This window comes from Arsenicicoccus dermatophilus (genome assembly GCF_022568795.1).
GTDB lineage: Bacteria > Actinomycetota > Actinomycetes > Actinomycetales > Dermatophilaceae > Arsenicicoccus > Arsenicicoccus dermatophilus.
Genome location: NZ_JAKZHU010000001.1, coordinates 2,164,270 through 2,189,097, shown reverse-complemented (window position 1 = coordinate 2,189,097; position 24,828 = coordinate 2,164,270). Strand labels below are relative to the sequence as shown.

Annotated in this window: 23 protein-coding genes, 1 pseudogene and 1 riboswitch; of the genes and pseudogenes, 16 read left to right on the top strand and 8 right to left on the bottom strand. The window is 73.0% G+C overall.

Going from position 1 to position 24,828, the window contains the following annotated elements; translation table 11 throughout:
- The first annotated feature begins 87 nt into the window (after window positions 1-87).
- The 5 genes from MM438_RS10055 to dapB all read left to right on the top strand — a co-directional run bounded on the left by MM438_RS10055 (window position 88) and on the right by dapB (window position 6,999).
- Complete coding sequence (locus tag MM438_RS10055; protein ID WP_241452337.1) at window positions 88-2,583, top strand: polyribonucleotide nucleotidyltransferase; 2,496 nt, start codon at window positions 88-90, stop codon at window positions 2,581-2,583.
- Window positions 2,584-2,922: 339 nt separating this feature from the next.
- A complete protein-coding gene (locus MM438_RS10050) occupies window positions 2,923-4,308 on the top strand; it encodes a thioredoxin domain-containing protein (RefSeq protein WP_241452336.1) in 1,386 nt (461 codons plus the stop codon).
- A gap of 98 nt (window positions 4,309-4,406) precedes the next feature.
- Window positions 4,407-5,042 (top strand): DUF3072 domain-containing protein, encoded by a 636-nt coding sequence (locus tag MM438_RS16935; protein WP_420914032.1) that lies wholly within the window; start codon window positions 4,407-4,409, stop codon window positions 5,040-5,042.
- A gap of 157 nt (window positions 5,043-5,199) precedes the next feature.
- Window positions 5,200-6,219 carry a YihY/virulence factor BrkB family protein gene (locus tag MM438_RS10040; protein ID WP_241452335.1) on the top strand — a complete coding sequence of 340 codons (1,020 nt, stop codon included), beginning with the start codon at window positions 5,200-5,202 and terminating at the stop codon, window positions 6,217-6,219.
- Window positions 6,220-6,249: 30 nt separating this feature from the next.
- On the top strand, window positions 6,250-6,999 hold the full coding sequence (gene dapB / locus MM438_RS10035) for a 4-hydroxy-tetrahydrodipicolinate reductase (RefSeq protein WP_241452334.1): 750 nt from the start codon (window positions 6,250-6,252) through the stop codon (window positions 6,997-6,999).
- Between the two features lie 186 nt (window positions 7,000-7,185).
- On the opposite strand, the gene MM438_RS10030 is transcribed toward dapB, so the two are convergent.
- The 4 genes and pseudogenes from MM438_RS10030 to MM438_RS10015 all read right to left on the bottom strand — a co-directional run bounded on the left by MM438_RS10030 (window position 7,186) and on the right by MM438_RS10015 (window position 11,954).
- A complete protein-coding gene (locus tag MM438_RS10030; RefSeq protein ID WP_241452333.1) occupies window positions 7,186-7,830 on the bottom strand; it encodes a LutC/YkgG family protein in 645 nt (214 codons plus the stop codon).
- On the bottom strand, window positions 7,827-9,455 hold the full coding sequence (locus MM438_RS10025) for a lactate utilization protein B (RefSeq protein ID WP_241452332.1): 1,629 nt from the start codon (window positions 9,453-9,455) through the stop codon (window positions 7,827-7,829). The genes MM438_RS10030 and MM438_RS10025 overlap by 4 nt, the downstream gene beginning before the upstream one ends.
- Window positions 9,452-10,254, bottom strand: a pseudogene (locus MM438_RS10020) ((Fe-S)-binding protein). The gene MM438_RS10025 and the pseudogene MM438_RS10020 overlap by 4 nt, the downstream one beginning before the upstream one ends.
- A 20-nt stretch (window positions 10,255-10,274) precedes the next feature.
- Entirely contained in the window at window positions 10,275-11,954 is a 1,680-nt protein-coding gene (locus MM438_RS10015) for an L-lactate permease (RefSeq protein WP_241452331.1), read from the bottom strand.
- 140 nt (window positions 11,955-12,094) lie between these two features.
- Here MM438_RS10015 and MM438_RS10010 point away from each other — a divergent pair, with 140 nt between their 5' ends.
- The gene (locus MM438_RS10010; protein ID WP_241452330.1) at window positions 12,095-12,844 is read left to right on the top strand and encodes a FadR/GntR family transcriptional regulator; all 750 of its coding nucleotides are present in this window, start codon (window positions 12,095-12,097) and stop codon (window positions 12,842-12,844) included.
- Here MM438_RS10010 and MM438_RS10005 read toward each other — a convergent pair.
- Window positions 12,825-13,400, bottom strand: a complete 576-nt coding sequence (locus MM438_RS10005) for a GNAT family N-acetyltransferase (protein ID WP_241452329.1) — start codon at window positions 13,398-13,400, stop codon at window positions 12,825-12,827. The two genes, MM438_RS10010 and MM438_RS10005, sit on opposite strands and share 20 nt — an antisense overlap.
- 76 nt (window positions 13,401-13,476) lie before the next feature.
- On the opposite strand from MM438_RS10005, the gene paaA reads away from it, so the two are divergent.
- From paaA to MM438_RS09975, 6 genes are read left to right on the top strand one after another with little or no spacing between them, the layout of a single operon-like run.
- Complete coding sequence (paaA, locus tag MM438_RS10000; protein WP_241452328.1) at window positions 13,477-14,544, top strand: 1,2-phenylacetyl-CoA epoxidase subunit PaaA; 1,068 nt, start codon at window positions 13,477-13,479, stop codon at window positions 14,542-14,544.
- Complete coding sequence (gene paaB / locus MM438_RS09995; RefSeq protein ID WP_241452327.1) at window positions 14,541-14,828, top strand: 1,2-phenylacetyl-CoA epoxidase subunit PaaB; 288 nt, start codon at window positions 14,541-14,543, stop codon at window positions 14,826-14,828. The genes paaA and paaB overlap by 4 nt, the downstream gene beginning before the upstream one ends.
- The gene (paaC, locus tag MM438_RS09990) at window positions 14,825-15,622 is read left to right on the top strand and encodes a 1,2-phenylacetyl-CoA epoxidase subunit PaaC (RefSeq protein ID WP_241452326.1); all 798 of its coding nucleotides are present in this window, start codon (window positions 14,825-14,827) and stop codon (window positions 15,620-15,622) included. Before paaB ends, paaC begins: the two co-directional genes overlap by 4 nt.
- Before the next feature lie 14 nt (window positions 15,623-15,636).
- A complete protein-coding gene (gene paaD / locus MM438_RS09985) occupies window positions 15,637-16,119 on the top strand; it encodes a 1,2-phenylacetyl-CoA epoxidase subunit PaaD (protein WP_241452325.1) in 483 nt (160 codons plus the stop codon).
- 3 nt (window positions 16,120-16,122) lie between these two features.
- On the top strand, window positions 16,123-17,244 hold the full coding sequence (gene paaE / locus MM438_RS09980) for a 1,2-phenylacetyl-CoA epoxidase subunit PaaE (protein ID WP_241452323.1): 1,122 nt from the start codon (window positions 16,123-16,125) through the stop codon (window positions 17,242-17,244).
- A gap of 45 nt (window positions 17,245-17,289) precedes the next feature.
- On the top strand, window positions 17,290-18,096 hold the full coding sequence (locus MM438_RS09975; protein WP_241452321.1) for a hypothetical protein: 807 nt from the start codon (window positions 17,290-17,292) through the stop codon (window positions 18,094-18,096).
- A 60-nt stretch (window positions 18,097-18,156) separates the two neighbouring features.
- Here the strand turns inward: MM438_RS09975 and MM438_RS09970 are convergent, their stop codons facing one another.
- Window positions 18,157-18,789 carry a GNAT family N-acetyltransferase gene (locus tag MM438_RS09970; RefSeq protein ID WP_241452319.1) on the bottom strand — a complete coding sequence of 211 codons (633 nt, stop codon included), beginning with the start codon at window positions 18,787-18,789 and terminating at the stop codon, window positions 18,157-18,159.
- Between the two features lie 81 nt (window positions 18,790-18,870).
- A riboswitch (cobalamin riboswitch) is annotated at window positions 18,871-19,001 on the top strand.
- 32 nt (window positions 19,002-19,033) lie between these two features.
- Here MM438_RS09970 and MM438_RS09965 point away from each other — a divergent pair.
- The 4 genes from MM438_RS09965 to MM438_RS09950 are packed head-to-tail and all read left to right on the top strand — an operon-like array spanning window position 19,034 to window position 21,789.
- On the top strand, window positions 19,034-19,738 hold the full coding sequence (locus tag MM438_RS09965; RefSeq protein WP_241452318.1) for an energy-coupling factor ABC transporter permease: 705 nt from the start codon (window positions 19,034-19,036) through the stop codon (window positions 19,736-19,738).
- Window positions 19,735-20,130: an energy-coupling factor ABC transporter substrate-binding protein gene (locus MM438_RS09960; protein WP_241452316.1), complete on the top strand. Its 396-nt coding sequence runs from the start codon at window positions 19,735-19,737 to the stop codon at window positions 20,128-20,130. The genes MM438_RS09965 and MM438_RS09960 overlap by 4 nt, the downstream gene beginning before the upstream one ends.
- Before the next feature lies 1 nt (window position 20,131).
- A complete protein-coding gene (gene cbiQ / locus MM438_RS09955) occupies window positions 20,132-20,908 on the top strand; it encodes a cobalt ECF transporter T component CbiQ (protein ID WP_241452314.1) in 777 nt (258 codons plus the stop codon).
- Window positions 20,905-21,789, top strand: coding sequence for an energy-coupling factor ABC transporter ATP-binding protein (locus tag MM438_RS09950; protein WP_241452313.1), 885 nt, complete (start codon window positions 20,905-20,907; stop codon window positions 21,787-21,789). The genes cbiQ and MM438_RS09950 overlap by 4 nt, the downstream gene beginning before the upstream one ends.
- Window positions 21,790-21,793: 4 nt before the next feature.
- Here the strand turns inward: MM438_RS09950 and MM438_RS09945 are convergent, their stop codons facing one another.
- Complete coding sequence (locus MM438_RS09945) at window positions 21,794-22,780, bottom strand: aminoglycoside phosphotransferase family protein (protein ID WP_241452312.1); 987 nt, start codon at window positions 22,778-22,780, stop codon at window positions 21,794-21,796.
- Entirely contained in the window at window positions 22,777-24,762 is a 1,986-nt protein-coding gene (locus MM438_RS09940) for a hypothetical protein (protein WP_241452311.1), read from the bottom strand. Before MM438_RS09940 ends, MM438_RS09945 begins: the two co-directional genes overlap by 4 nt.
- Between the last annotated feature and the right edge of the window lie 66 nt (window positions 24,763-24,828).

The following is a 24,828-nucleotide window of genomic DNA, read 5'->3' as shown; positions in this document are numbered from 1 at the left end:
CTGGGCGAGGCGACCAGGTCGCCACGAGGAAGACCGCGACCACACAACGACGATGTGGTGCGCGCAGAGCAAGAGATAGGAGGACCCATGGAGGGTCCAGACATCACGTTCACCGAAGCCGTCATCGACAACGGCCGCTTCGGCACCCGCACGGTCCGTTTCGAGACCGGCCGACTGGCCAAGCAGGCCGGCGGCGCCGTCGTCGCCTACCTGGACGACGAGACCACCCTGCTGTCCACCACCGTGGCGGGCAAGTCCCCCAAAGACCAGTTCGACTTCTTCCCCCTCACCGTCGACGTCGAGGAGCGGATGTACGCCGCGGGTCGCATCCCCGGCTCGTTCTTCCGTCGCGAGGGCCGTCCGGGCACGGACGCCATCCTCACCTGCCGCCTGATCGACCGCCCGCTGCGCCCGACCTTCAAGAAGGGGCTGCGCAACGAGGTCCAGGTCGTCATCACGGTGCTGTCGATCCACCCGGACCACCAGTACGACGTGCTGGCCATCAACGCCGCCTCCGCGTCCACCCAGATCTCGGGGCTGCCGTTCTCCGGCCCGGTCGGTGGCGTCCGCGTCTCGCTGATCGACGGCGAGTGGGTCGCCTTCCCCAACTTCACCGACATCGAGCGCTCCGTCTTCGACATGGTCGTCGCCGGGCGCAAGGTCACCACCAAGGACGGTGACGACGTCGCGATCATGATGGTCGAGGCGGAGTCCACCGAGTTCACCTGGGACCTGATCCGCACCGAGGGCAAGCAGGCCCCGACGGAGGAGATCGTCGCCCAGGGCCTGGAGGCCGCCAAGAAGTTCATCGCCGTCCTGTGCACCGCGCAGGAGGAGCTGGCCGCGCAGGCCGCCAAGCCGGTGCAGGACTTCCCGATCTTCCTGGACTACCAGGACGACGCCTACGTCGCGGTCGAGCAGGCCGCCGAGGGCGAGCTCAAGCCGCTGCTGGCCATCGCGGGCAAGCAGGAGCGCGAGGAGAAGCTCGACGAGCTCAAGGACCACCTCAAGGCGGACCTGGCCGGCGAGGGCAAGCCCTTCGAGGGCCGGGAGAAGGAGATCTCCGCGGCCTACCGCTCGGTGCAGAAGAAGCTCGTCCGCGAGCGCATCCTGCGTGACAAGGTCCGCATCGACGGGCGTGGCCTGGCGGACATCCGGGCGCTGTCGGCCGAGGTCGAGGTGCTGCCCCGCGTGCACGGCTCGGCGATCTTCGAGCGCGGCGAGACCCAGATCATGGGCGTGACCACGCTCAACATGCTGCGCATGGAGCAGCAGATCGACTCGCTCAGCCCGGTCACGCGTCGGCGCTACATGCACAACTACAACTTCCCGCCGTTCTCCACCGGTGAGACCGGGCGCGTCGGCTCGCCGAAGCGCCGTGAGATCGGCCACGGCGCGCTCGCCGAGCGCGCGCTGATGCCGGTCCTGCCGACGCGCGAGGAGTTCCCCTACGCGATCCGGCAGGTCTCCGAGGCGCTGGGCTCCAACGGCTCCACCTCGATGGGCTCGGTCTGCGCGTCCACCTTGTCGCTGCTCAACGCCGGCGTGCCGCTGCGGGCGCCCGTCGCGGGCATCGCCATGGGCCTGGTCTCCGCCGAGATCGACGGCGAGACGCAGTACGCCGCGCTGACCGACATCCTCGGGGCCGAGGACGCCTTCGGCGACATGGACTTCAAGGTGGCCGGCACCAAGGAGTTCGTCACCGCCATCCAGCTCGACACCAAGCTCGACGGCATCCCGGCCTCGGTGCTGGCCGGCGCGCTGACCCAGGCCCGCGACGCGCGCCTGCACATCCTGGATGTCATGGCCGAGGCCATCGACGTGCCGGACGAGATGAGCCCCTACGCCCCGCGCGTCATCGCCGTGCAGGTGCCCGTCGACAAGATCGGCGAGGTCATCGGGCCCAAGGGCAAGATGATCAACCAGATCCAGGAGGAGACCGGCGCCGACATCTCCATCGAGGACGACGGCACGGTCTACATCGGTGCCACCGACGGCCCCTCCGCCGAGGCGGCCCGGGCTGCGGTCAACGCCATCGCCAACCCGCAGATGCCGGAGATCGGCGAGCGGTTCCTGGGCACGGTCGTCAAGACCACGACCTTCGGCGCCTTCGTCTCCCTCCTGCCCGGCAAGGATGGCCTGCTGCACATCTCCGAGGTGCGCAAGCTCGTCGGCGGCAAGCGCATCGACGCGGTCGAGGACGTCCTCGGTGTGGGCCAGAAGGTCCAGGTCGAGCTCAAGGAGATCGACCCGCGCGGCAAGCTCTCCCTGGCGGCGGTCCTGACCGAGGAGCAGGAGGCGGCCGCGGCTGCCGCTGCCTCCGAGCAGGGCTCGTCCGACCGTGGTGAGCGCGGCGAGCGCCCGGAGCGCGGCGACCGCGAGGACCGTGGCGAGCGGCGTGAGCGTCCCCGTCGTGAGCGCCGTGACGACGAGGACGGCGAGGGCGAGCGTCGCTCGCGCTCCCGCAGCCGTCGTCGTCGCTCGGAGGTCATCGAGGAGGGCACCGGCACCCCTGCGGCCGACCAGGTCGTGGAGGCCGTGTCCGACGGCAACGAGGCGACGGCGACCTCCGAGGACGCCTGAGCCGCACCGCTCCTGAACGACAGGGCCGGTCACCCCACGGGGTGGCCGGCCCTGTCCTCGTCCCGGGGAGTCGTCTCCCGCCACCGCCCCGAGGATGACGGGACGTGATGGCAGGAGGACCGGCCGGTGTGCTCCTCGTGGATGCCTGGTGCACGCTGCGTGCCAGCAGGCCCGTACAGGTCAGGGTCGTCCGCGAAATCTCTTCTGGTCTCTGGTAATCGGATGGCGGCGGGGCTACTTTGACGACCGTTCGGCGCCTCCACCGCACCTCGCGCGCGCGCCGCAGCAGCCCGATTCCTCTGCCGCGCACCCGGCGTGGCCACCAACACAGGAGTACTCGTGCCCACACCCTTCCCTCGCCCGTCGATGAGCCGCGCTCTCGCCGGGGGCGCCCTGGCGGTCGCCGTCAGCGCTGGTCTGGCCCCGACCGCGGTCGCCGCCCCTCATGACAACACGTGTCCCGCGTCGTCCCGTCCCTCGGCCCTCGCCGCCAAGCCGCGCACGGCTCACCGCCCGACCACGACGCTGCGCGCGGGCGAGTCGGTCATCGACGTCGACGCGAGCAACCTGGCCCAGGTCAAGGAGATGGCCAAGACCAAGCCGGTCGTCTTCGTCGTCACCGCTCCCTCCTGGTGCGGCTACTGCAAGAAGCTGGACCCCGTCATCCGCAAGTACAACGCCGACGACAAGGGCGCGTGGATCCTCGCGATCATCGACGTCGACCAGGCAGGCGGCGCCGAGAAGGAGTTCGGCGTCGACGGCTACCCGACGATGGTGCCCTTCGGCCGGTCCGGCGAGATGCAGGACCCGGGCCGGATGGAGGGCTGGGCCGGCGAGAGCGGCACCCGCGAGTGGGTCTCCTCCGTGACGAAGGCCTACGGGCCCAGCAACGGCCCGACGGCCGAGCCCACCGCGGCGCCGACCGCGGCACCGACCGCCGCCCCCACGAACGGGCCGACCGACCAGCCCTCCGACGGCACCCTGCCCGCGCTGCCCCCCGGCGCCGTCCAGCTGACCGACCAGAACTTCGAGGAGGCCGTGATGGCCGAGTCGAAGAAGCGCACCGTCGTCATCGACTTCTCCAAGGACAAGTGCGACCCGTGCCTCAAGATCGCGCCGGTCCTGGACGAGAAGTACCGCAAGGACGCGGGGAAGTGGCAGTACACCCGCCTCGACGGCACCGAGTTCCCGCAGCTGTGGAAGAAGTTCGACAACCCGTGGTTCCCCACGCTCATCGCCATCAAGGACGGCAAGGAGCTGGCACGTCGCTCGGGCTTCGAGGGTGACACCCAGCAGGTGACGGACTGGCTCGACAAGGTTGCCCAGGGCGAGGCCCCGGCCAGCGACCCGGCGGTCGTCGACCTCAAGGACGCGGCGGCGTGGGACCAGATCACCGCCATCTCCAAGCGCCACCCGGTCGCCGTCCGGGCGCATCGGGACGGGTCCGACGAGGCTTCTGCCGAGCAGGGCCAGGTCGCGGCCGAGATGGTGAACGGCGACGGTGGCAAGTGGACGCTGGCCAACGTCGACCTCGACGACGAGGATGCCGCCTCGCTGCTCGAGGAGCACGGCGTGGATGTGGACGACGCGCCGAAGATGGTGGTCTTCTACAACGGCAAGATCCAGGACCTCGCCGCCCTGGAGGGTGCCTCGACCAAGGACGAGCTGCGCTCCTGGGTCGACACGATGCTGAGCACGCACTATCCGACGCTCACGCTGCGCTGACCGAGGGCGCACGGATCTGGCCGGTCTCCCGCGGGGGGCCGGCCAGACTCGGCATACGGCTGCTCCTGCCGAGGGTGATGACCTGGGCAGGAGTGGGTATGTCGCAGGTCATGAGCGACCAGCAGCCCCAGATCCCCCCGATGGACGAGCCGCCCTTCCCCTTCGAGGAGGTGCCGCCGCCCGCCGAGCAGGTCCTCCCGGCGGACGCCGAGCGCGGCCAGCGCGGCCCGGCCAGCACCCAGACGGGGGCAGAGCAGACCGGCGTCGACGACGCGGCCCGGCCCGGGACGCCGGCGGGCGGTCCGATCGTGGCCCAGGAGGGCTTCGCAGCCCAGGGCAACCAGCAGGCCACCGCGCGCCGCCCCGACGTGCAGCAGCAGGCCGAGCAGCAGGGCACCCCGCCTGGCCACGTGTCCCAGGGCCAGGACGGGCAGGGTCGGGTGCCGCAGGGGCAGGGTGGGCAGCAGGAGATGCTCGGCGCGGGCAGCGGCCCCGCCGGCGCGCCGATCAAGGACCCCGAGACCTGGGTGACCGGTGACCAGCCGGCGACCGAGGCCCAGAAGGCCTTCCTGGACTCCCTCGCCCGCGAGGCCGGCGAGCAGATCCCGGCCGATCTCACCAAGGCCGAGGCGTCCGAGCACATCGACCGGCTCCAGCGGGTGACGGGCCGCGGCCCGCAGCAGGGGCAGACGCAGGGTGGGCAGACCCGGCAGGGGCAGAACGCCCAGGGATGAGCGGCCACCGCACCGCCCGTCGACGTACCCCCGGGGGCCCGCGCCCCCGGGGGTACGCGCCTCCGGGTGCGACGGGCGGGTGCGACTGGCCGTTGCGATGGATGCACCGGACTTCACGCTGCGTCGGGGACAATGACGCCGGGAGAAGGGAGCGTTCGTGTCGATCGTGGACAAGGTGGACCGCTTCCAGCGTCGGCACCGCTCGGTGGGGTTCCCGCTCGCGGTGATCTACAAGTTCTTCGACGACCAGGGGCCCTATCTCGCGGCGTTGCTGACGTACTACGGCTTCCTGTCGGCGTTCCCGCTCCTCCTGCTGCTGTCCTCGATCCTCGGCTTCGTGCTGCAAGGGCATCCCACGATCGAGCACCGGATCATGGAGTCGGCGCTGAGCCAGTTCCCGGTGATCGGGACCCAGCTGACCACCCAGAGCCTGCACGGTGACGGCAAGGCCATCGCCATCGGTCTGACGATCGCGCTCTACGGTGCGCTCGGCGTCGGGCAGGCCCTGCAGAATGCCCTCAACGTCTGTTGGGCGGTGCCGCGCAACCGGCGGCCCAATCCCTTCGTCTCCCGCGGTCGGTCGCTGCTGCTGATCGTCACGGCCGGGCTCTTCCTCCTGGTGACGACCGTGCTGTCAGGGATCGCCAGCTCGGCCTCGGCCTACGGCCTGGACCTGGGGGCCGGCGGCGGCTGGGCGCTCACCGCCCTCACCGTGCTGCTCAACGCCGGGATCTTCCTGCTGATCTTCCGGATCGCGACGGCGCACCCGATGCGCTGGCGGCGCTCGATCCCCGGCGCGCTGCTGTCCGCCGTGTGGTGGCAGGTGCTGCAGAGCATCGGGACGGCCTACGTGAGCTTCGTGGTCAAGGGATCCACGGATGCATATGGCGTCTTCGCCCTCGTCCTGGGCCTGCTCGGCTGGGGCTTCCTGGCGTCCTGCGGGGTGGTGATGGCGATCGAGCTCAACGTCGTGCTGGCCAAGCACCTCTACCCGCGGGCGCTGCTCACGGTGTTCACCGACAACGTCGACCTCACCGACGCCGACAAGAAGTACTACGAGGGTCTGGTCAACGCCAACCGGCTCAAGGGCTTCCAGCAGGTCGACGTGTCCTTCGAGCGGTCCTTGGAGGACCTGGAGGCGGAGACCCGGCCGGTGCCGCGGTGTCGCCCGCGCTGAGCGGGTGGCTCGCGGGCCTAGGCTGACCACATGAGCGACATGATCAAGGTCTCCGTCATCGGCGCCTCCGGGCGCATGGGTTCCACGGTGTGCGACGCGGTCGAGGCCGCGACGGGCCTGGAGCTGGTGGGGCGGTTCGACCAGGGCGACGACCTGGGCGACCTCGCCGGCGCCGACGTGGTCGTGGAGTTCTCGGTCCCGGACGCCTCGCCCGCCAACGTCGCCCACTGCGTCGAGCGGGGGGTGCACTGCGTGGTCGGCACCACCGGCTGGAGAGAGGAGCGCCTCGCGAGGCTGCGCGCCCAGATCGAGAAGGCTCCCGAGGGAACCGGCGTGCTCATCGCCCCCAACTTCGCCATCGGCGCGATCCTGATGATGAGCTTCGCCGCCCAGGCGGCGCGGTTCTACGAGTCGGTCGAGGTCGTCGAGCTGCACCACCCGCGCAAGGTGGACGCCCCTTCGGGCACGGCCGCCCGCACCGCCGACCTCATCGGCGCCGCCCGCGAGGAGGCCGGGCTCGGACCGATCCCCGACGCGACCGAGCACGACCCCGACGGTGCCCGCGGCGCGCGGGTGCACGGGGTGCCGGTGCACTCGGTCCGGCTGCGCGGGCTGGTGGCGCACCAGGAGGTGCTCCTCGGTGGCGAGGGGGAGATGCTGACGATCCGGCACGACTCCTTCGACCGGGCGTCCTTCATGCCCGGTGTGATCGAGGGCGTGCGTCGCGTGGGGGAGCACCCCGGCGTGACCGTGGGGCTGGAGCACTACCTCGGTCTCTGATCGACGCGGGGGCGGGCGACGCCTGCGTCGGGAGGTCGCGCCAGGCAGGCCCGGGTGTCGCGGCCGGCGGGGGAGCCGTCCAGCGCGCTGCCGAGCGTCGCTCCGCCGACGCGGATCCGGTTCGGCATACCGTCCCTGGACCGACGACAGGGCCCAGGGACGGTATGCCGCCTGCGCAGGCGCAGGTCACTCCGCGATGATCACGTGCAGCGTGCGGGGACCGTGGACCCCCTCGACGCGGGAGAGCTCGATGTCGCTGGTCGCGCTCGGGCCGCTGATCCAGGTGGCCGGGCGACCCGCCCGCAGCGAGGGTGCGAGCCGCGCCATCGCCTCGGGCACGTCGGAGACGACCTGGTCGGTGCGCACCACGCAGACGTGCACGTCGGGCACGAGGGACAGCGCCCGTCGCCCCTGATCCGGTCCGTGGTCGAGCATGATCGTGCCGGTCTCGGCGACCCCGACGACGCAGCCGGTGACGACGGCGTCGACGGCGTCGAGGGTGGTGGACGGGAGCCCGTCGTCGCGCACGGTCCGCAGCCCGGCCTCCTCGACGGCGGCCCGCCAGGCGGGGTCCAGCCCGTCCGGCAGCACCACCGTCTGCGTCCGGTGGGCAGCGAGGGCGGACGCGACGCGGGACGGCACCTGGGCGGCCGGGCAGCGCTCGACGACGGCGCGGTAGTCCTCGACCCGCTCGGCGAACCGCCCGACCACGTCGGGCATCTCGGTGGGTCGGCCGTATCGCCACGCGATCTCGACGTCGGCCTCCGGGGTCGACCGGGGGACGTCGGCGAGCGCCGTGCGGATGCGTCCGAGGATGGCGTCGCGGCTCATCGCTCGCCTCCTGCCTGCTGGGTGTGGCCGTGGTCGTGCGGGTCGGACGCGCGGTGTCGTGCTTCCTGACCGGCGGCGTCCTGGGCGGTGGGTGAGGTGGGCGCCGGTCGGTCCGAGCCGTCGCCACGCTCCCGGGCCCACCAGTCCCGGAAGGACTCGGTCGGGAGCATCTGCACGTCGCGTGCCCCCGTCCAGCGGGAGATGGGCCAGGGCAGCGTCCCGAAGTGGTCGAAGCGACGCCCGAGGACGCGCCCGGTCAGGCCCGAGGCCTTCATGGCCGTGGCCCAGCGGCGGTGGTCGCCCATCACCCAGGAGGCGCTGGCCATGATCGCGGGCTCGGAGTGGGGCACGCGGTCGGCCTTCTTGGCCTCGACGACCTTGCCGCGCATGTGGACCAGCATCTCGGGGATGGGGATGCGCACCGGGCAGACGTCGAAGCACGCGCCGCACAGCGTGGACGCGAAGGGCAGCGAGCGGTCCACGCCCGACGCGGTGCCGCGCAGCTGTGGGGTGAGCACGGCCCCGATCGGTCCGGGATAGACCGAGCCGTAGGCGTGGCCGCCGACCTTCTCGTAGACCGGGCAGACGTTGAGGCAGGCCGTGCAGCGGATGCAGCGCAGCGCCTGGCGACCGAAGTCGTCGGCGAGCACCTGGGTGCGTCCGTTGTCGAGCAGGACCACGTGCATCTCCTGCGGTCCGTCGCCCTGGGCGGGTCCGGTCCACAGCGAGGTGTACGGATTCATCCGCTCGGCCGTGGAGGACCGGGGCAGCAGCTGCAGGAAGACCTCGAGGTCCTCGACGGTGGGCACGACCTTCTCGATGCCGACGACCGAGATCAGGGTCTCGGGCAGGGTCAGGCACATGCGCCCGTTGCCCTCGGACTCGACGACGGCCAGGGTGCCGGTCTCGGCCACGGCGAAGTTCGCCCCGGAGACGGCGACCTTGGCCCGCAGGAACTTCTCCCGCAGGTGCAGCCGCGCCGCGCCCGCGAGGTGGGCGGGCTCGGTGTCCAGGTCCTGCGGCGCGGGCCGGCCGTAGCGGCCCATCTCGTCGAGGAAGATCTCGCGGACCTCGGCGCGGTTGCGGTGGATCGCGGGCACCAGGAAGTGCGAGGGCCGGTCGTGACCCAGCTGGACGATCAGCTCGGCCAGGTCGGTCTCCCAGGCGGCGATGCCCGCGGCCTCGAGGGCCTCGTTCATCTCGATCTCCTGGGTGACCATGGACTTGACCTTGACCACCTCCGCGGTGCGCTCGGCGATCGCCTGCTCGCCGACCTTGGCGCGGACGAGGTCCACGATGATCCGGTTGGCCTCCTCGGCGTCGCTCGCCCAGTGCACGGTGGCGCCGGCCCGGGTCAGGGACTCCTCCAGCTGCAGCAGGTAGTGGTCCAGGTGTCGCAGGGTGCGGTTCTTGATCGCCTCGCCCGCGAGCCGCAGCTCCTCCCACCGGGCGTGCTCGGCGACCACGTGCTCGCGCTTGGTGCGGATCGTGGTCATGGCGTGGTGGAGGTTCTTGCGCTGCACCGGTTTGGCGAGCTCGCGGCGGGCGGCCTGCGGGAACGCCGGGCTGTCGACCAGCTCGCCGGGCGGCGGGGCCGGGGTGCGGCGCGGGGATGGGGTCGTCATCGTCGGTCTCCCGTCGGCTCGCCCTCGGTGCTCGCGAGGATCTCGGCCAGGTGGATGGGGCGTATGCCGGAACGCTGCCGGCCGAGCACGCCGCCGATGTTCATCAGGCAGGAGTTGTCGCCGGCGACGACATACTCCGCACCCGTCTCGCGCACGTGCTGGGCCTTGTCGCCCGCCATCGCCACGGACACGTCGGGGTTCTTCATCGAGAAGGTCCCGCCGAAGCCGCAGCAGCGGTCGGCGTCGGGCAGGTCCACGACCTCGATGCCCTTGACCGCGCGCAGCAGCTGCAGGGGCCGGTCGCCGACCTTGGTCACCCGCATCGAGTGGCAGGTCGGGTGATAGGTCACCCGGTGCGGGAAGTAGGCCCCGACGTCGGTGACGCCGAGGACGTCCACGAGCAGCTCGGACAGCTCGTAGGTGCGGGCCACCACGCCGGCGACGCGCTGCTGCAGCTCGCTGCTGCCGTCGCGGCGGGCCAGCATCGGGTGCTGGTCGCGCACCGAGCCGACGCACGACCCGGAGGGGCCGACGACGTAGTCGTAGCCCTCGAAGGCGCGCAGGTAGGTGCGCACCGACGGCATGGCCTCGTCGAAGTAGCCGGTGTTGGTGAACATCTGCCCGCAGCACGTCTGCTCGGGGGGAACTCCACCCGGCAGCCGAGCCGCTCGAGCAGGGTGACCACGGCTCGCGGGGTGGACGGGAACATCGTGTCGTTGATGCAGGTGACGAACAGCGCCACGGTCAGTCCTTCGCCGGGGCGGGTGCCGGCCCGGGGGGAGGGGGTGTGCAGGGTCATGTCGGGTCCTCCGGGGTCGGTCACGGCAGCATCCAGGACAGCACCGGCGTCGACTGCAGCCCGACGATCAGGCACAGCACCGCCAGCAGGCCGAGGCTCCACCACAGCACCCGGCGCAGGATCTCGGACTCGCGTCCGAGCAGGCCGACGGCCGTGGCGGCGATGGTGAGGTTCTGGGGGGAGACCATCTTGCCCACGACGCCGCCGGAGGTGTTGGCGGCGACGAGCAGGGTCGGGTCGATGCCGGCCTTCTTGCCGGCCGTCTGCTGCAGCGTCGCGAACAGCGCGTTGGCCGAGGTGTCCGAGCCGGTGACGGCGGTGCCGAGCCAGCCGAGCACCGGCGACAGGAAGGCGAACGCCGCGCCCGTGCCCGCGATCCAGGTGCCGATGGTGATGGTCTGCCCGGACTGGTTCATGACGTAGGCGAGGGACAGCACCGAGGCGATCGTCAGCGCGGAGAAGCGCAGCTTGAGCAGGGTCTCGGTGACCTCGCGGCCGAGGGCGGCCGCGGACACGCGGTAGACGAGCGCGACGACCAGGGCGCACAGCAGCAGCATCGTGCCGGGACTCGACAGCCACTGCAGGGTGTAGACCGTCGAGGTCGACGGCTTGCCGGCGGCGGTGAGCACGTGACCGTCCAGGCCGGGCCAGTGGATCTTGAGGTCGGTGCCGGTCAGGAAGTCCTTGATCGGGGTGACCAGCTTGGACAGCGAGAACACCACGATCACCAGCAGGTAGGGGAACAGCGCCATCCAGATGCGCGAGGCCGGCAGGTGGGTGCGCACGGCGGTGTCCTCGGTCAGCCCGCGGCGCTCGTCCTCGGTCATGGCGGCCCGCTCCGCGTCGCGGTCGGCGTGCAGCCGGGCGAGGGCCTCGGCGCCGCCCTGCGGGTGCCAGACGCGCAGCATCAGCACGGCGGCGCCCAGACCGACCAGCGAGGCGATGATGTCCGTGAGCTCCACCGACAGCCAGGTCGCCGAGACCCACTGGGCCACCGCGAAGGACAGCCCGGTGACGAGGGCGACCGGCCACAGGTCGCGGACCCCACGGCGCCCGTCGGCGAGCAGGCACAGGAACAGCGGGACGAAGGCCGCGAGGATCGGGGTCTGGTGTCCGACATACGCGCCGATCTGGGTGTAGGGGATCTTGGTGAGGTTGCCCGCGGTGATGATCGGGATGGCGATGGCGCCGAAGGCGACGGGGGCGGTGTTGGCGAGCAGCACCACGGTCGCGGCGCGCAGGGCCGAGAAGCCCACCGCCATCAGCATCACACCGGTGATCGCGACCGGCGCGCCGAAGCCGGCCAGGGCCTCCAGCAGGCCGCCGAAGCAGAAGGCGATCAGCATCGCCTGCACGCGCGGGTCGTCGCTGATGAGGTTGAACACCCCGCGCAGGTCCTCGAACCGGCCGCTGGCGACCGTGACCTGGTAGAGCAGGATGGCCGTGAAGACGATCCACACGATCGGGAACAGGCCGTAGACCGCTCCCTCGGAGGCCGAGAGCAGGGCGAGGGGGGCGGGCATGCGGTAGGCCAGCACGGCCACCAGGATCGAGACGGCGAGCGCTGCCAGGCCAGAGGTCCACGCCTTCCACCGCAAGGCACCGAGGGCGACGAAGATCGTCAGCAGGGGGAGACAGGCGACGAGGGCCGAGAGCGCGAGGCTCCCTCCCACCGGGGCCAGATCGGGTCGAAAGGTCATGGGAACTCCATCGTTCTCTGGAAAAGATCAGACCTTCAGGCAGTGGTCCGACCTTATCGAACCACTATGCACTCATCGGTATGACCATTTCAAGAGCCCGGGGTCATTTCGTTGCACAGTAAACTGACACAATGCCGGGCATGAAGGCCTACGAGACGGTCATCCATCATGTCGAGACGGGGATCCTCGACGGGAGCCTGCGGGTCGGCACGCACCTGCTCCCGGAACGGGACCTGGCGGCCGAGCTCGGGGTGAGCCGGTCCGCCGTGCGCGAGGCGATCCGGGCGCTGGAGGCCCAGGGCGTGGTGAGCTCGGCGGTCGGGGCGGGCAAGGACGCGGGCACCCGGATCACCGACATGCGCAGCGCGGCCCTGTCCCGGCTGCTCAAGCTCCACGTCGCCCTGGCGAAGTATCCCGTCGACGAGGTGGTCGAGGCCCGTGTCGCGCTGGAGCGCTCCAGCGTCGCCCTCGCCGCCCGTCGCCTGGACGACGCCGGCCGGGACCGGCTGCGTGCCCTGCTCGACCGGATGGCGGACCCGGCCGTCCACCAGGACGAGTTCAACGCCCTCGACACGGAGTTCCACGTGGTCCTCGCCGAGAGCGGGCACAACCGGCTCGTCACCGACATGACGGTCGCGGTGCGCGAGTCCCTGCGGCGACCCATCCTGGACGCCGAGCGCTCGCTCGACGACTGGGAGGGCTTCCGGGCCTCCCTGCAGCAGCACCACGAGTCGATCTTCGACGCCGTCTCGGCGGGCGACGGGGAGCGGGCGGCCGAGCTCGTCGAGCAGCACATCCGGGCGACCTACACGATCCTGCCCATCACCCTCGGCGAGGTCGCGGCCTCGGGACAGCCCGGCACGGCAGGGGTCAACCCAGTGCGCAGGTGAGCCGCACCTCGCGCAGCAGGTCCCGCTCGTCCGGGCCCACCACCCGCTCCCGGCGGGCGCTGTCCGGACGCAGGCCCGCCGCCTCGAGGAAGGCACGTGACCCCGGGAGCTCGGCGGGCACCCAGGCATAGACATGCAGGAAGCCCGCCTCGCGCAGCAGGTCCACGGCCGCGTTGAGCAGGCGGCTGCCGTGGCCCTGGTGCCGGGCGTCGGGATGGATCCCGAGCTCCAGCAGCTCCCCGTCCCCGGGCTCGGCATCGGGGTCCTCGCACGGCCCGATCGCGGCGTAGCCCACCACCTGGGCGCCGGCGCAGGCCACCACGAGGCGGTGCCGGGGCGAGGGCGGCTGCTCCAGCGACGCGCGCCACGCGCGGGCGAAGGGCAGCGGCTCGAACCCCGCGAGGACCTCGGACGGGACCAGCCCCGCGAAGCCCTCGCGCCATACGGCCGACTGGACCGTGCCCACCGCCGGCGCGTCGTTGGCCCGCGCCTCGCGGACGCTGGCGTCGGCCTGCGGACCGAGGGGGGAGGGGTGCTCGTGCTGGTGGTCGCTCACCCGGGTGATCCTCGCAGACCGGGACGCGCCGAGGATCCTTTTGCGGGGCGGGGCCGGGCCGGGGATACTGCAGGACATGTATGGCAACGACGTCATCGACCCGGACGCGATCGACCCGGACGAGCCGCTCAACGCGGCCGAGACCGACGACTACGCGAAGGCCCGCGGGGCTGCTGCCGAGGCCGACCGCGGCCCGGGTGACAGTGCGTCGTTCGACGACCTGATCCGGCGCGACCTGCGCATCGAGCCGCGCGACGAGATGCCGGACGGATACCGCCAGACCCTGATCCGCCAGATCGCCCAGCACGCGCACTCCGAGATCATCGGCATGCAGCCCGAGGGCAACTGGATCACCCGCGCCCCCAGCCTGCGTCGCAAGGCCATCCTCATCGCCAAGGTGCAGGACGAGGCCGGCCACGGGCTCTACCTCTACTCCGCCGCCGAGACCCTCGGGGTGGACAAGGCCGAGCTGCTCGACAAGCTCCACGCCGGCCGGCAGAAGTACTCCTCGATCTTCAACTACCCCACGCTGACCTGGGCCGACGTGGGTGCGATCGGCTGGCTCGTCGACGGCGCCGCGATCATGAACCAGGTGCCCCTGTGCCGCTGCTCCTACGGCCCCTACAGCCGCGCGATGATCCGCGTGTGCAAGGAGGAGTCCTTCCACCAGCGCCAGGGCTTCGAGATCCTGTGGGTCCTCGCCCGCGGCACCGAGGAGCAGAGGGCCATGGCCCAGGACGCCGCCGACCGCTGGTGGTGGCCGGCGCTGATGATGTTCGGCCCCGAGGACTCCGGCGAGGCCGCCCAGCAGGGGCACACCGCGCAGAACATGGCGTGGGGGATCAAGCGGTTCAGCAACGACGACCTGCGCCAGAAGTTCGTGGACATGACCGTCCCGCAGGCGCAGAAGCTCGGCATCACCCTGCCCGATCCGGACCTGCGCTGGAACGAGGAGCGGGGTCACTGGGACTTCGGCCGGATCGACTGGGACGAGTTCTGGCGGGTGCTCAAGGGTGACGGTCCGTGCAACGCCGAGCGGATGAGTCACCGCATCACGGCTCACGAGGACGGTGCGTGGGTGCGTGAGGCCGCCAACGCGTATGCCGCCAAGCAGGCCTCGCGCTCGAAGGAGAGTGCAGCATGAGCGAGGCCCCCTGGCCCCTGTTCGAGGTGTTCGTCCGCGCCAAGCGAGGCCTGTCCCACGTCCACGTGGGCTCGTTGCACGCGCCCGACGCCACCGTGGCCCTGCACAACGCGCGGGACCTGTACACCCGTCGTCAGGAGGGGGTGTCGATCTGGGTCGTCGAGGCCCGGCGGATCACCGCGTCCAGCCCCGACGAGCGCGGATCCTTCTTCGACCCCAGCGCCGACAAGGTCTATCGCCACCCGACGTTCTACGACGTCCCCGAGGACGTGGAGTACCTGTGAGCGACACCACCATCGCCGGCCCCTCGCGCAGCGTCTCCGAGCCGGCCGACCTCGCGACCTATGTCCTCGGCCTCGCCGACGACGCCCTCGTCTACACCCAGCGCCTGGGGGAGTGGGTGTCCCGCGCCCCGGCCATCGAGGAGGACATGGCCTTCGGCAACATCGCCCTCGACCTGCTCGGCCAGGCCCGCTCGCTGCTGACCTACGCCGGCCAGGTGGACGGCACCGGGCGCACCGAGGACGACCTGGCCTACCTGCGCGACGAGCGGGAGTTCCGCTCGGTCCACCTGGTCGAGATCGAGTGCGGCGACTTCGCCGTGGAGATGGCCCGGCTGCTGTGGTTCGCCACGACCCGCCTGGCGATCATGCAGCGCCTCACCTCCTCGACCGACGAGACGCTGCGCGGCGTCGCGGAGAAGGCCGTCAAGGAGCTGGCCTACCACCGCGACCACGCGCGCACCTGGGTGGTCCGGCTCGGCGACGGGACCGAGGAGTCCCACCGCCGCATGCAGGCCGGCCTCCAGGCCGTGGAGCCCTACGTCGCCGAGCTGTTCGACGACTCCGCGGCCGAGACGGCGGTGGCCGTGGCCGGACTCGGCGTGCGGCCCGGCGAGGTCGAGGACGAGGTCCGGACCTATGTCGGGGAGGTGCTCGCCGAGGCCACCCTGACCCCCGCCGAGCCGTCGCGCTGGCGCTCTCGCGACGGGCGCCGCGGCATCCACGCCCGCCCCATGGGTTATCTGCTCGCCGAGATGCAGCACATCGCGCGCTCGCACCCCGGCGCCACCTGGTGACCACGGTGGCGGCGGTGGCCGACGCCATCCGCGCCATCCCGGACCCGGAGATCCCGGTCATCACCATCGACGACCTCGGGATCGTCCGGTCCGTCGACGTGGACGAGGCCGCCGGCGTCGTGCGCGTCGTCATCAGCCCGACCTACAGCGGCTGCCCGGCCATGGGCCTGATCGAGGATCTCGTCCGCCACGAGGCCCGCAAGGGAGGGCTCGCGGCCGAGGTCACCACCCAGCTGTCGCCCGCCTGGACGACGGACTGGATGAGCCGACGCGGCCGGGAGCGGCTGCGCGAGTTCGGGATCGCCCCGCCCACCGTCGGGGCCGCGCAGGCGGCCACCGGCCCGGTGCCGGTGACGTTGTCCCGCCACCAGGTGTCCTGCCCGCACTGCGGCAGCGACCGGACGACCGAGGTGGCCCGCTTCGGGTCCACCGCGTGCAAGGCGTTGCGCCGCTGCGATGCCTGCCGCGAGCCCTTCGACGAGTTCAAGGTGATCTGACAGATGGCTCTGCTGAGCAAGCCCGCCCGCCCGCGCCCGCAGTTCCACCCGCTCACGGTGGCGCACGTGGAGCGGCTCACCGACGATGCCGCAGCGATCAGCTTCGCCGTGCCCGAGGAGCTGCGCGAGACCTTCGCCTTCGAGCCGGGCCAGCACCTGACCCTGCGTCGCGAGGTCGACGGTGGCGAGCAGCGCCGGTCCTACTCGATCTGCCTGTCGCGCCGCACCGCGGGGGAGGCGGGCCGGCTGCGGGTGGCCGTGGGCCGGGTCCCCGGCGGCGCCCTCTCGCCCTGGCTGATCGACGAGGTCGCGGCGGGCGACGTGCTGGAGGTCATGCCGCCGACCGGGTCCTTCGTGGTCCCCACCGACCCGACCCGGGGCCGACACCACTGCGCCATCGCCGCCGGGTCCGGGATCACCCCGATCCTGTCGCTGCTGACCACCGCGCTCGAGGAGGAGCCGGACAGCCGTGTCACCCTGATGTTCGGCAACCGCTCGACCAGCACGATCATGTTCCTCGAGGAGCTCGAGGACCTCAAGAACCGCTACCGCGAGCGCTTCCAGCTGATGCACCTGCTCTCCCGCGAGGCTCGCGACGTGGAGCTGTTCAGCGGGCGGCTGGACGAGCCTCGGCTGCGCCGCATCCTGGAGACCCTCGTGCCGGTCGACTCGGTCGACGAGTGGTACCTCTGCGGGCCCTTCTCCATGGTCGAGAACGCCCGCGAGGTGCTGGCCGGCGAGGGCGTCGCCACGGACCACGTGCACTACGAGGTCTTCCACGTCGACGACGAGCCCCGCGCCGCCCAGGACCCGGGCGAGGGCGCCGACCCCGCGACGGCGAGCGTGCTGGCGCGCGTCACCGTCAACCTCGACGGCCGCACCACCGACGTGGTGATGACGGACGCCGCGGAGACGATCCTGGCCGCGACCCTGCGAGCCCGGCCGGACGCGCCATACTCCTGCACGGGCGGGGTCTGCGGGACCTGCCGCGCGCGGGTGGTCGAGGGGGAGGTGCGGATGGACCGCAACTACGCCCTCGAGCCTGACGAGGTCGCTGCCGGCATCGTGCTGGCCTGCCAGGCCCACCCGCTCACCGAGACCGTCAGCCTGGACTACGACGCCTGAAGGGGCGGCGGCCCTGGGCTGCCGGGGCGCACGAGGGAGCCGAGCATGAGGGGTGCACGACGCACCACGGTCGCGAGAGCCTGCGCGCTCGCCATCGTCGGCACGCTCACGCTGGGGGGATGCACGGGCGAGCCCCTGGAGCTCCCGCCGACCCCCTCCGGCGTCGCCCCGCGGACCCCGGCGCCGTCGGGCAGCCCACCCACGCCGTCCCCCGCCCGCACCGTGCCTCCCGGCGGCCCGCAGCCGGTCCCCACGATGCCGGGAGGTGACGGCCCGCAGGCCGCTCCGGGCGAGGCCGAGGCGGTGTTGGACCAGGTGTCCCGCTTCGTCGCCGCGGCGACGAGCCTGCACGCGGTCGGCACCCTCAACCACGGCGGGGTCCCGATGACCTTCGACCTCGCAGGCACCCGCGACGGGCTGATTCTGGCGGGCACGGTGTCGGTCGGCACCCAGCCGCCCGTCGAGATCCGTCGCATCGACGGAGTGACCTACGTCCGCTCCCCGCGCACCACCGCGACGGCCCGCGGTCGGTTCGTGCGGATGTCCAGCGGGCCGGCGACCCAGCTCGGCATCCTCGGGGTGGGCAGCCTCGTCGACGCGGTCCAGCGCCTGACCGGCCACCGCGTGCCGATGCGGATGACCTCGGTCTCCTACGCCGGCCGGCGCGCCCAGGAGCTCGCCCTCGGACGGGTCACCACCCTCGTGGTCGCGGCGGACGGCAGCGGCCGGCTGCTCAAGGTGCAGACGACGGCGGGACCGGACGCGGGGAGCATCGAGTTCGACCGTTGGGACGAGCGGATCGCGGTCGCCACGCCCCGGCGCTCGCAGGTCACGCGGCTCCCCGGGGGCTAGGCCCGAGGGTCGACCGCGGTCAGGCCGAGGACGGCAGGTCCAGGGCGGTAGGGGGCCGGGTCAGGCCGGGAGCTCGGGCGCCGGGGTGCCCAGGTCCGACCCGGTCGCGGTGGTGACGCCCCGACGGGCGCGGTAGAGCACGTGGTGGCGCAGCACGTCGTCGGCCGCGACGAGCGGGTGCTCGAAGTCGTCGGCGAGGTGGTGCGTCATGCCGAGCCGTTGCATGACCGCGCGGGACCGCAGGTTGATCGAGGAGGTGAGGGAGACCACCTCGTCGAGCCCCAGGACCTCGAAGGCGACGCGCAGCGCCTCGGTCGCCCCCTCGGTGGCATAGCCGTGACCCCACGCGGGCCGGGCCAGCCGCCAGCCGATCTCGACGCAGGGCATGAAGTGCGCGGCGAACCGGGGCTGGTCGAGCCCGACGAAGCCGATGAAGGGCTCGCCACCGACCACCTCGACCGCCCACAGGCCCCATCCCTGGGTGTGGACGTGCCGGTCGCAGCGGTCCGCGAGGTCGTCGCTCTCCTTCCGGGACAGGGGTGCGGGGAAGCAGGCCATCACCTCGGGGTCGGCGTTGAGCGCCGCGAACGGCGCCCGGTCGTCGGGCCGCCAGGGGCGCAGGAGGAGGCGTTCGGTGCGCAGCTCCAGCGGGGGGTGCACCGGCGGGACGAGGATGGCATCCGTCGCGGACATGGGACGAGCGTAGGGGTGGACCGGTCAGCAGCACCGGGCGACACCCATCACACCAGTGATAACCATTCTCATTTCGGTGCGCTGTGGCATACTCCGAAGGGTCATCCCGAGGGTGCGCAGGAAGCCGGTGAGAGTCCGGCGCGGTCGCGCCACTGTGAGCGCGGGTGTCTGCCCCGCGCCAGCCAGAGACTGCCCCCTCGGCCATCTCCACCGGGACGCGTCATCCCCCCCAGAAGGAGTGCCCATGCACATCACCGAGGGCTATCTGCCCCCGCTGCAGGCCGCGGCCTGGACCGCGATCGCCGCCCCCTTCGTCGTCCACGGCGGCCGTCAGGTCGTCCGCGAGGTCCGCGAGACTCCCGAGAACCGTCTGCTGCTCGGGGCCGCGGGTGCCTTCACCTTCGTGCTGTCGGCGATCAAGCTGCCCTCGATGACGGGCTCGTCCAGCCATCCCACCGGCACCGGCCTCGGGGCCGTGCTGTTCCGCCCGCCCGTCATGGCCTTCCTCGGCGGGATCGTGCTGATCTTCCAGGCTCTCCTGCTCGCCCACGGCGGGATCACGACCTGGGGCGCCAACGTCATGAGCATGGCCGTCGTCGGCCCCTGGGTGGGTTATGGGGCGTATGCCGCAGCCCGGCGGCTGGGGGCCCCGCAGCTGGTGGGGGTCTTCCTCGCCATGGCCCTCGCCGACCTGTCGACCTACTGCACCACCTCGCTGCAGCTGGCGCTGGCGCACCCGGACCACGCCACCGGGGTCCTCGGCGCCCTGGGCAAGTTCCTCTCCATCTTCGCCGTCACCCAGGTCCCGCTGGCGCTGGCGGAGGGCTTCCTCGGGGTCCTGGTGTTCCGGGTCCTGGCCGACGCCGCCCGCCCCGAGCTCACCCGCCTCGGGGTCCTCGCCGAGGGCCGCGGACGCGCGGCCGCGCAGCAGCCGGAGGTGGTCGCATGACCCGGGCACGGTGGATCACCCTCGGATGCGTCCTGGCCCTGGTCGTGCTCTTCGCGCTGCCGTTCGTCGTCGCCGGGGGCGGCGCCGCGGACGGCGAGCGCTTCGGCGGGACCGACTCGGCCGCCACGGCCGCGATCGACGCCTCCGACCCCGGCTACCGGCCGTGGTTCCACAGCATCTTCGAGCCGTCGAGCAGCGAGGTGGAGTCGGGGCTGTTCGCCATGCAGGCGGCGATCGGGGCCGGTGCGCTCGGCTACGTCGTCGGCCGCCTGCACGGCCGCCGCGACCGCACCCACCAGGCCACCGGGTCGGGCTCGACCCGGTCGCTCCCGACGGGCGGCGCCCCCGCGGACTCCCTGCCGACGTGCTCCGAGACCGGCGGCCGGAGCTGACGTGTCCGGCGGCCTGGCGATCGACGACGCGGCCTGGGCGGGGGCCTGGCGCCCCCGCGCGGTGGCGGACAAGGCGCTGCTCGGCCTGGGGCTGATGGCCGTGGCGCTGGTGCTGCCCCCCTGGCCGGGGTCCGTGCTCGTCGCCGTCGCCAGCCTGGTGGTGCTCCTCCTCGGGGCGCGGGTCCCGGCGGGTCTGGTCGCCCGGGCCATGCGGGCGCCGCTCGCGTTCATCGTGCTCAGCGGGCTCTCGGTGGCGGTGAGCCTCGGTGCGCCGCAGGCGGACCCGGCATACCTGCGCCTGGGCTGGCTGGCCGTCACCCACCGCGGGGTGGCCGAGGCGGCCGGGCTGACCGCGCACGCGGTGGCCGGGACCCTGGCCGTGCTCGTGCTCGCGGCCACGACCCCGGTCGTGGACCTGCTGACGGCGCTGCGTCGGTTGCGGATGCCCGACGCGTGCGTGGAGGTGGCCTCGTTGACCTACCGCATCCTCTTCGTCCTCCTGGAGGCCCAGGGTCAGATCCGGGAGGCACAGGCGGGGCGCCTCGGCTACCAGGGGTGGCGCACCTCCCTGCGCTCGGCGGGGATGCTCACCGCGGCGGTCCTCACCCGCTCGTGGGACCGGGCCAGGAGGTTGGAGGAAGGGCTCGCGGGTCGCGGCTACGAGACGGCCCTGCTCACCCTGCCCCGCACCGAGCGGCACTCCCCGGCCTTCGTGGCCGGCACGCTGCTGCTGCTCGCCACCGTGTCGGCCTCGTCCTGGGCGCTGGGGGCCCGATGAGCCACCGCGGACCCGGCTGCGACCACGGCCGGCGCGACCCCGAGGTCTACCGGCTCGTCGCCCGCGGGCTGCGGGCCGGCTATCCCGGCGGCCCGGAGGTGCTGCACGGCGCGGACCTGCAGGTGACGGGGGGTCGGCGGCTGGCGATCCTCGGCGCCAACGGGTCCGGCAAGACGACCCTGCTGCGCTGCCTGGCGGGCAGCCACCGGCCCGCGGCTGGCCAGGTGTATGTCGACGGCGAGGCGGTCGACTACTCGCGCAAGGGACTTCGGGCCCACCGGCAGCGCGTGCAGCTGGTGCTCCAGGACCCGGACGCGCAGCTGTTCAGCGCCGACGTGCGCCAGGACGTGTCCTTCGGGCCGATGAACCTCGGGCTGCCCGTCGAGCAGGTCCGTGAGCGCGTCGCGGAGGCCCTCACGCTCCTGGGGATCGAGCACCTCGCCGATCGGCCGACCCACCAGCTGTCGTATGGCGAGCGCAAGCGGGCCGCCACCGCCGGAGCCGTGGCCATGCGTCCGCAGCTGCTCCTGCTCGACGAGCCCACGGCCGGCCTGGATCCCCGGGGGGTCGACGAGATGCTCGGCGCGCTCGGGCGACTGGAGGAGCACGGCACCACCGTGGTGCTGTCCACCCACGAGGTGGATGCGGCGCTGGGGTGGGCCGACGAGGCCGCGGTCGTCGCCGACGGCGCAGTCGTCCAGGGGCCGGTGGCCGAGGTGCTCGCCGACCGGGATCTGGTGTCCCGGGCCCGGCTGCGGCATCCCTGGCAGGTGCAGGCGACCGAGCTGCTCGCCCGGGCGGGGCTGCTCGACCCGGACGTCCGGGTGCGCAGCGTCGAGGAGCTGGTGGCAGCCCTGGCCGTGGCCCGGCAGGGGACCTGAGCTCTCAGCCGGTCATCGACTTGATGATGGTGATCGCCTGGGTCACCCGCTCCTGCCCGGCCGCTGCCCGGGCGGCGTGCCACGCGTTGTCCAGCTCGCGCAGCACCACCCAGCGGCGGGCACGCTCGGGGTCCACACCCATGGGCTCGCAGGCGTAGTCGACGCGGAACCGCAGGTGGTTGCGCAGGCTGTGCGCCCGGGTCGCCTCATCCCACCGGTTCCACAGCAGGGGAGCGACGGTGAGCGCTGGCTCTCCCGCGAGCGGCTTGGGGTCGATGGCCAGCCAGCCGCCGACCGCACCGGGTCGCTGCCCGGCCAGCACGTTCTCGTAGTGCAGGTCCGCGTGGACCAGACGGGCGTCCACCTGCGGGTCGGCCGCCAGCTCCCGCGCGAGGTGTCGTCCCTGGTTGACCAGTCGGCGGGGGAGAGACGGGGGAGCGTCCTGCAGCCGGGCGGCGATCCGGCCGCACCAGGCGGACGCGGTGCCGATCCGGGCGAGCGCAGGTCGGTCGAGGGCGGCGTGGAGCGCCCCGATCGCCTCGCAGGCGTCCAGCACCGGCTCGGTGGTCAGGTCGCGCTCGTGGTCGAGGCGTTCGAGCAGCATGGCCCAGCGCGCGGGGTCCGCGGCGAGGAGCCGCACCGCGCCCCGCCCGTCCCAGGCCCGCAGGGCCAGGTGCTCGTGGCGTGCTTCCTCGTGGGGCCAGGTGACCTTGAGGATCCCTCGGGTGCCGGGGCGGCTCACGGGCAGCACGAGCGCGCACCCGCCGTGCCGGGGCGGCCCGTCGACCCGCAGCCGCCAGTCGGCGAGCAACCCGGCCACCAGGGTGGGCAGCCGGTCCAGCCAGGCGTCGCCGTCCGGCAGCGGGCGCCCGTCACCGTCGCGGACGTCGTCGGCCGGTCGGCCGCGCACCGCCGCGACCAGTCCCGAGGGCAGCACGACGGGGCCGGGTGCCCCGGGCGAGGCCACGGCGCCGGCCTCTGAGGAGGTCACGGAGCCAGCCCCGGGAAGGCACGCAGCGGCACGCCCCAGGCGGCGCCCGCCACCACCGTGTCGTGGACCAGCCGACTCACCGACAGCACTGCCTCGCGAGAGCCTGCGGCGGAGGGCCAGCAGGCCCCCAGGCGCAGCTCCAGGGTGCGCAGCGCGTACGTGACCAGCCGGCGGCCGTCCGCCGCATCGGTGACCGGGAAGGGCAGGGGCCAAGCGGCGCGGATCCCCGGGACCGCAGCCGTTGTCGCGTCGCCGGACGGGGACGAGTCCTCGCGCGCCGCGCGGCCAGGTCCGAGGCCGTCGCCGTCGCCGTCGCCGTCGCCGCCGTCGCCGCCGTCGGGGGCGGCGGGGGCCGCAGGGTCGGTGCTCGCCGAGCTCGTGGGCGCGGCGCCGGGGGCCGCGGTGCTCGACGAATCGCCGGGAGGCCCCTCGTCGGCCGGCGCAGGGGCCGCGCTCGCGGCCCGGCCCTGGAGCAGCACGACCAGGGACGTCACCCGGTCCAGCTCGCGCTGCACCGGCGCCCGCGAGGCCTCTGGTGTCCGGGCCGCCGCGACCTCCAGGTAGAATCTCGCCTCCCGCAGGGCGGCGACCAGCGCCCCGTCGGCGGGCGAGGCGCCGACGCCCCAGGCCGGCCACGACACCGGGGCGCCTCCCAGCCCGGCGAGCCGGGCCCGGCAGACCGCGACGGACGCGAGGAGAGGCAGCTGCGGCGCCTGGGCGCGGGCGAGCGCGTCGACGGCGGCGGCCGACCAGGCGGCCCCTTCGGCAGCGGCGAGCCCGAGGGACGAGGGGGCCGTGGCGCTGCCTGCGCCGGCCGTCGTCGGCGCAGCGCTGCCTTCGGTCGTGGGAGACCCGTCCGTGGGAGACGCGGGAGCGGTGCCGGTCGTGGGGGACCCACCCGCGGTGGTCGTGGCGGCGACGGTCGCTCGGGTGCGGATGTCCTGCGGAACCCGTCGATCTCGCAGCACCTGGTCCAGGGCGGCGGCTTGGGCGGCGTGCAGCCTCGCCGCCGCCGCGCCGGAGGTGCCGGTCGCGGACGCCATACGACCCAGCTGCACCGCGTCCGCCCAGGCCCGCACCAGCAGCCCCTCGTCCGGCGTGGGCTCGCGGGTCGGCAGCAGCGGCAGGCGCGGGGCGTCGTCCTCCAGACGCACCCGACAGCTGCGCATCGTCCCGGTGAGGATGACGGTCCCCAGCGCAAGCGCACCGAGGCCCAGCACCCCTCGCCGAGGAATCCGTCGCTCCGGTGCGGGTGGCCCCATCGGGGCGGCGGCCGGTCGGGGCTCCTCGAGGATCTGCGGCTGGGACGCCGGTGTGGTGTCCGGGGTGGGGGTTCCTGCGTCGGGGGGTGCCTGGGTGGTCCTGCCCGCAGGGGTGTCGGGGGTGTCGTTCGTGGTGGGTGCGGCCGTCTCGGCCGTCGTGGTGGGTGGCTCGGTGGCTGGTGCTTCGGGTTCGGGGGTGTCTGCGGGGGAGGGCGCTTCCGGGGTGGGGGTGGGGGTCTCGGGGTGGGTGGTGTCGGTGCTCGGCGCGGTTCCACCGGTCTCGTGGGGTGCGGCGTCGGGGGCTGGTGTGGGTGCGGCGTCGGGGGGTGTCTGGGTGGTCTTGCCCGCAGGGGTGTCGGGGGTGTCGTTCGTGGTGGGTGCGGCCGTCTCGGCCGTCTCGGCCGGTGACCCGCCCGCCGGTGGCGCGGGAGTCGGGGCCGTCGTGGTGGGTGGCTCGGTGGCTGGTGCTTCGGGTTCGGGGGCGTCTGCGGGGGAGGGCGCTTCCGGGGCAGGGGCCGGTGCCGCGGCGCGCTCGTCGCCATCCGCGTCCGATGAGGTCGGACCGGCCTCCTCAGGCGTGGTCTTGGGGTCTGGGGCGGTCTCGGCGTTCCCCGTGCCCTCGGTCCTTCCCGCGTCCTCGGCGCCGGCGGTGGGCTCGGTTGCCGGGCGGGGAGCCGGACGACCGGGGCGCGGTGGCGTCGCGGGGTCAGGGTCGGCCATGCGGTGATCTTCCCACCCCGGTGCGGTAGATCGGTGGGACGGCCGCGCCGTGGCGCCCCGGTGGTG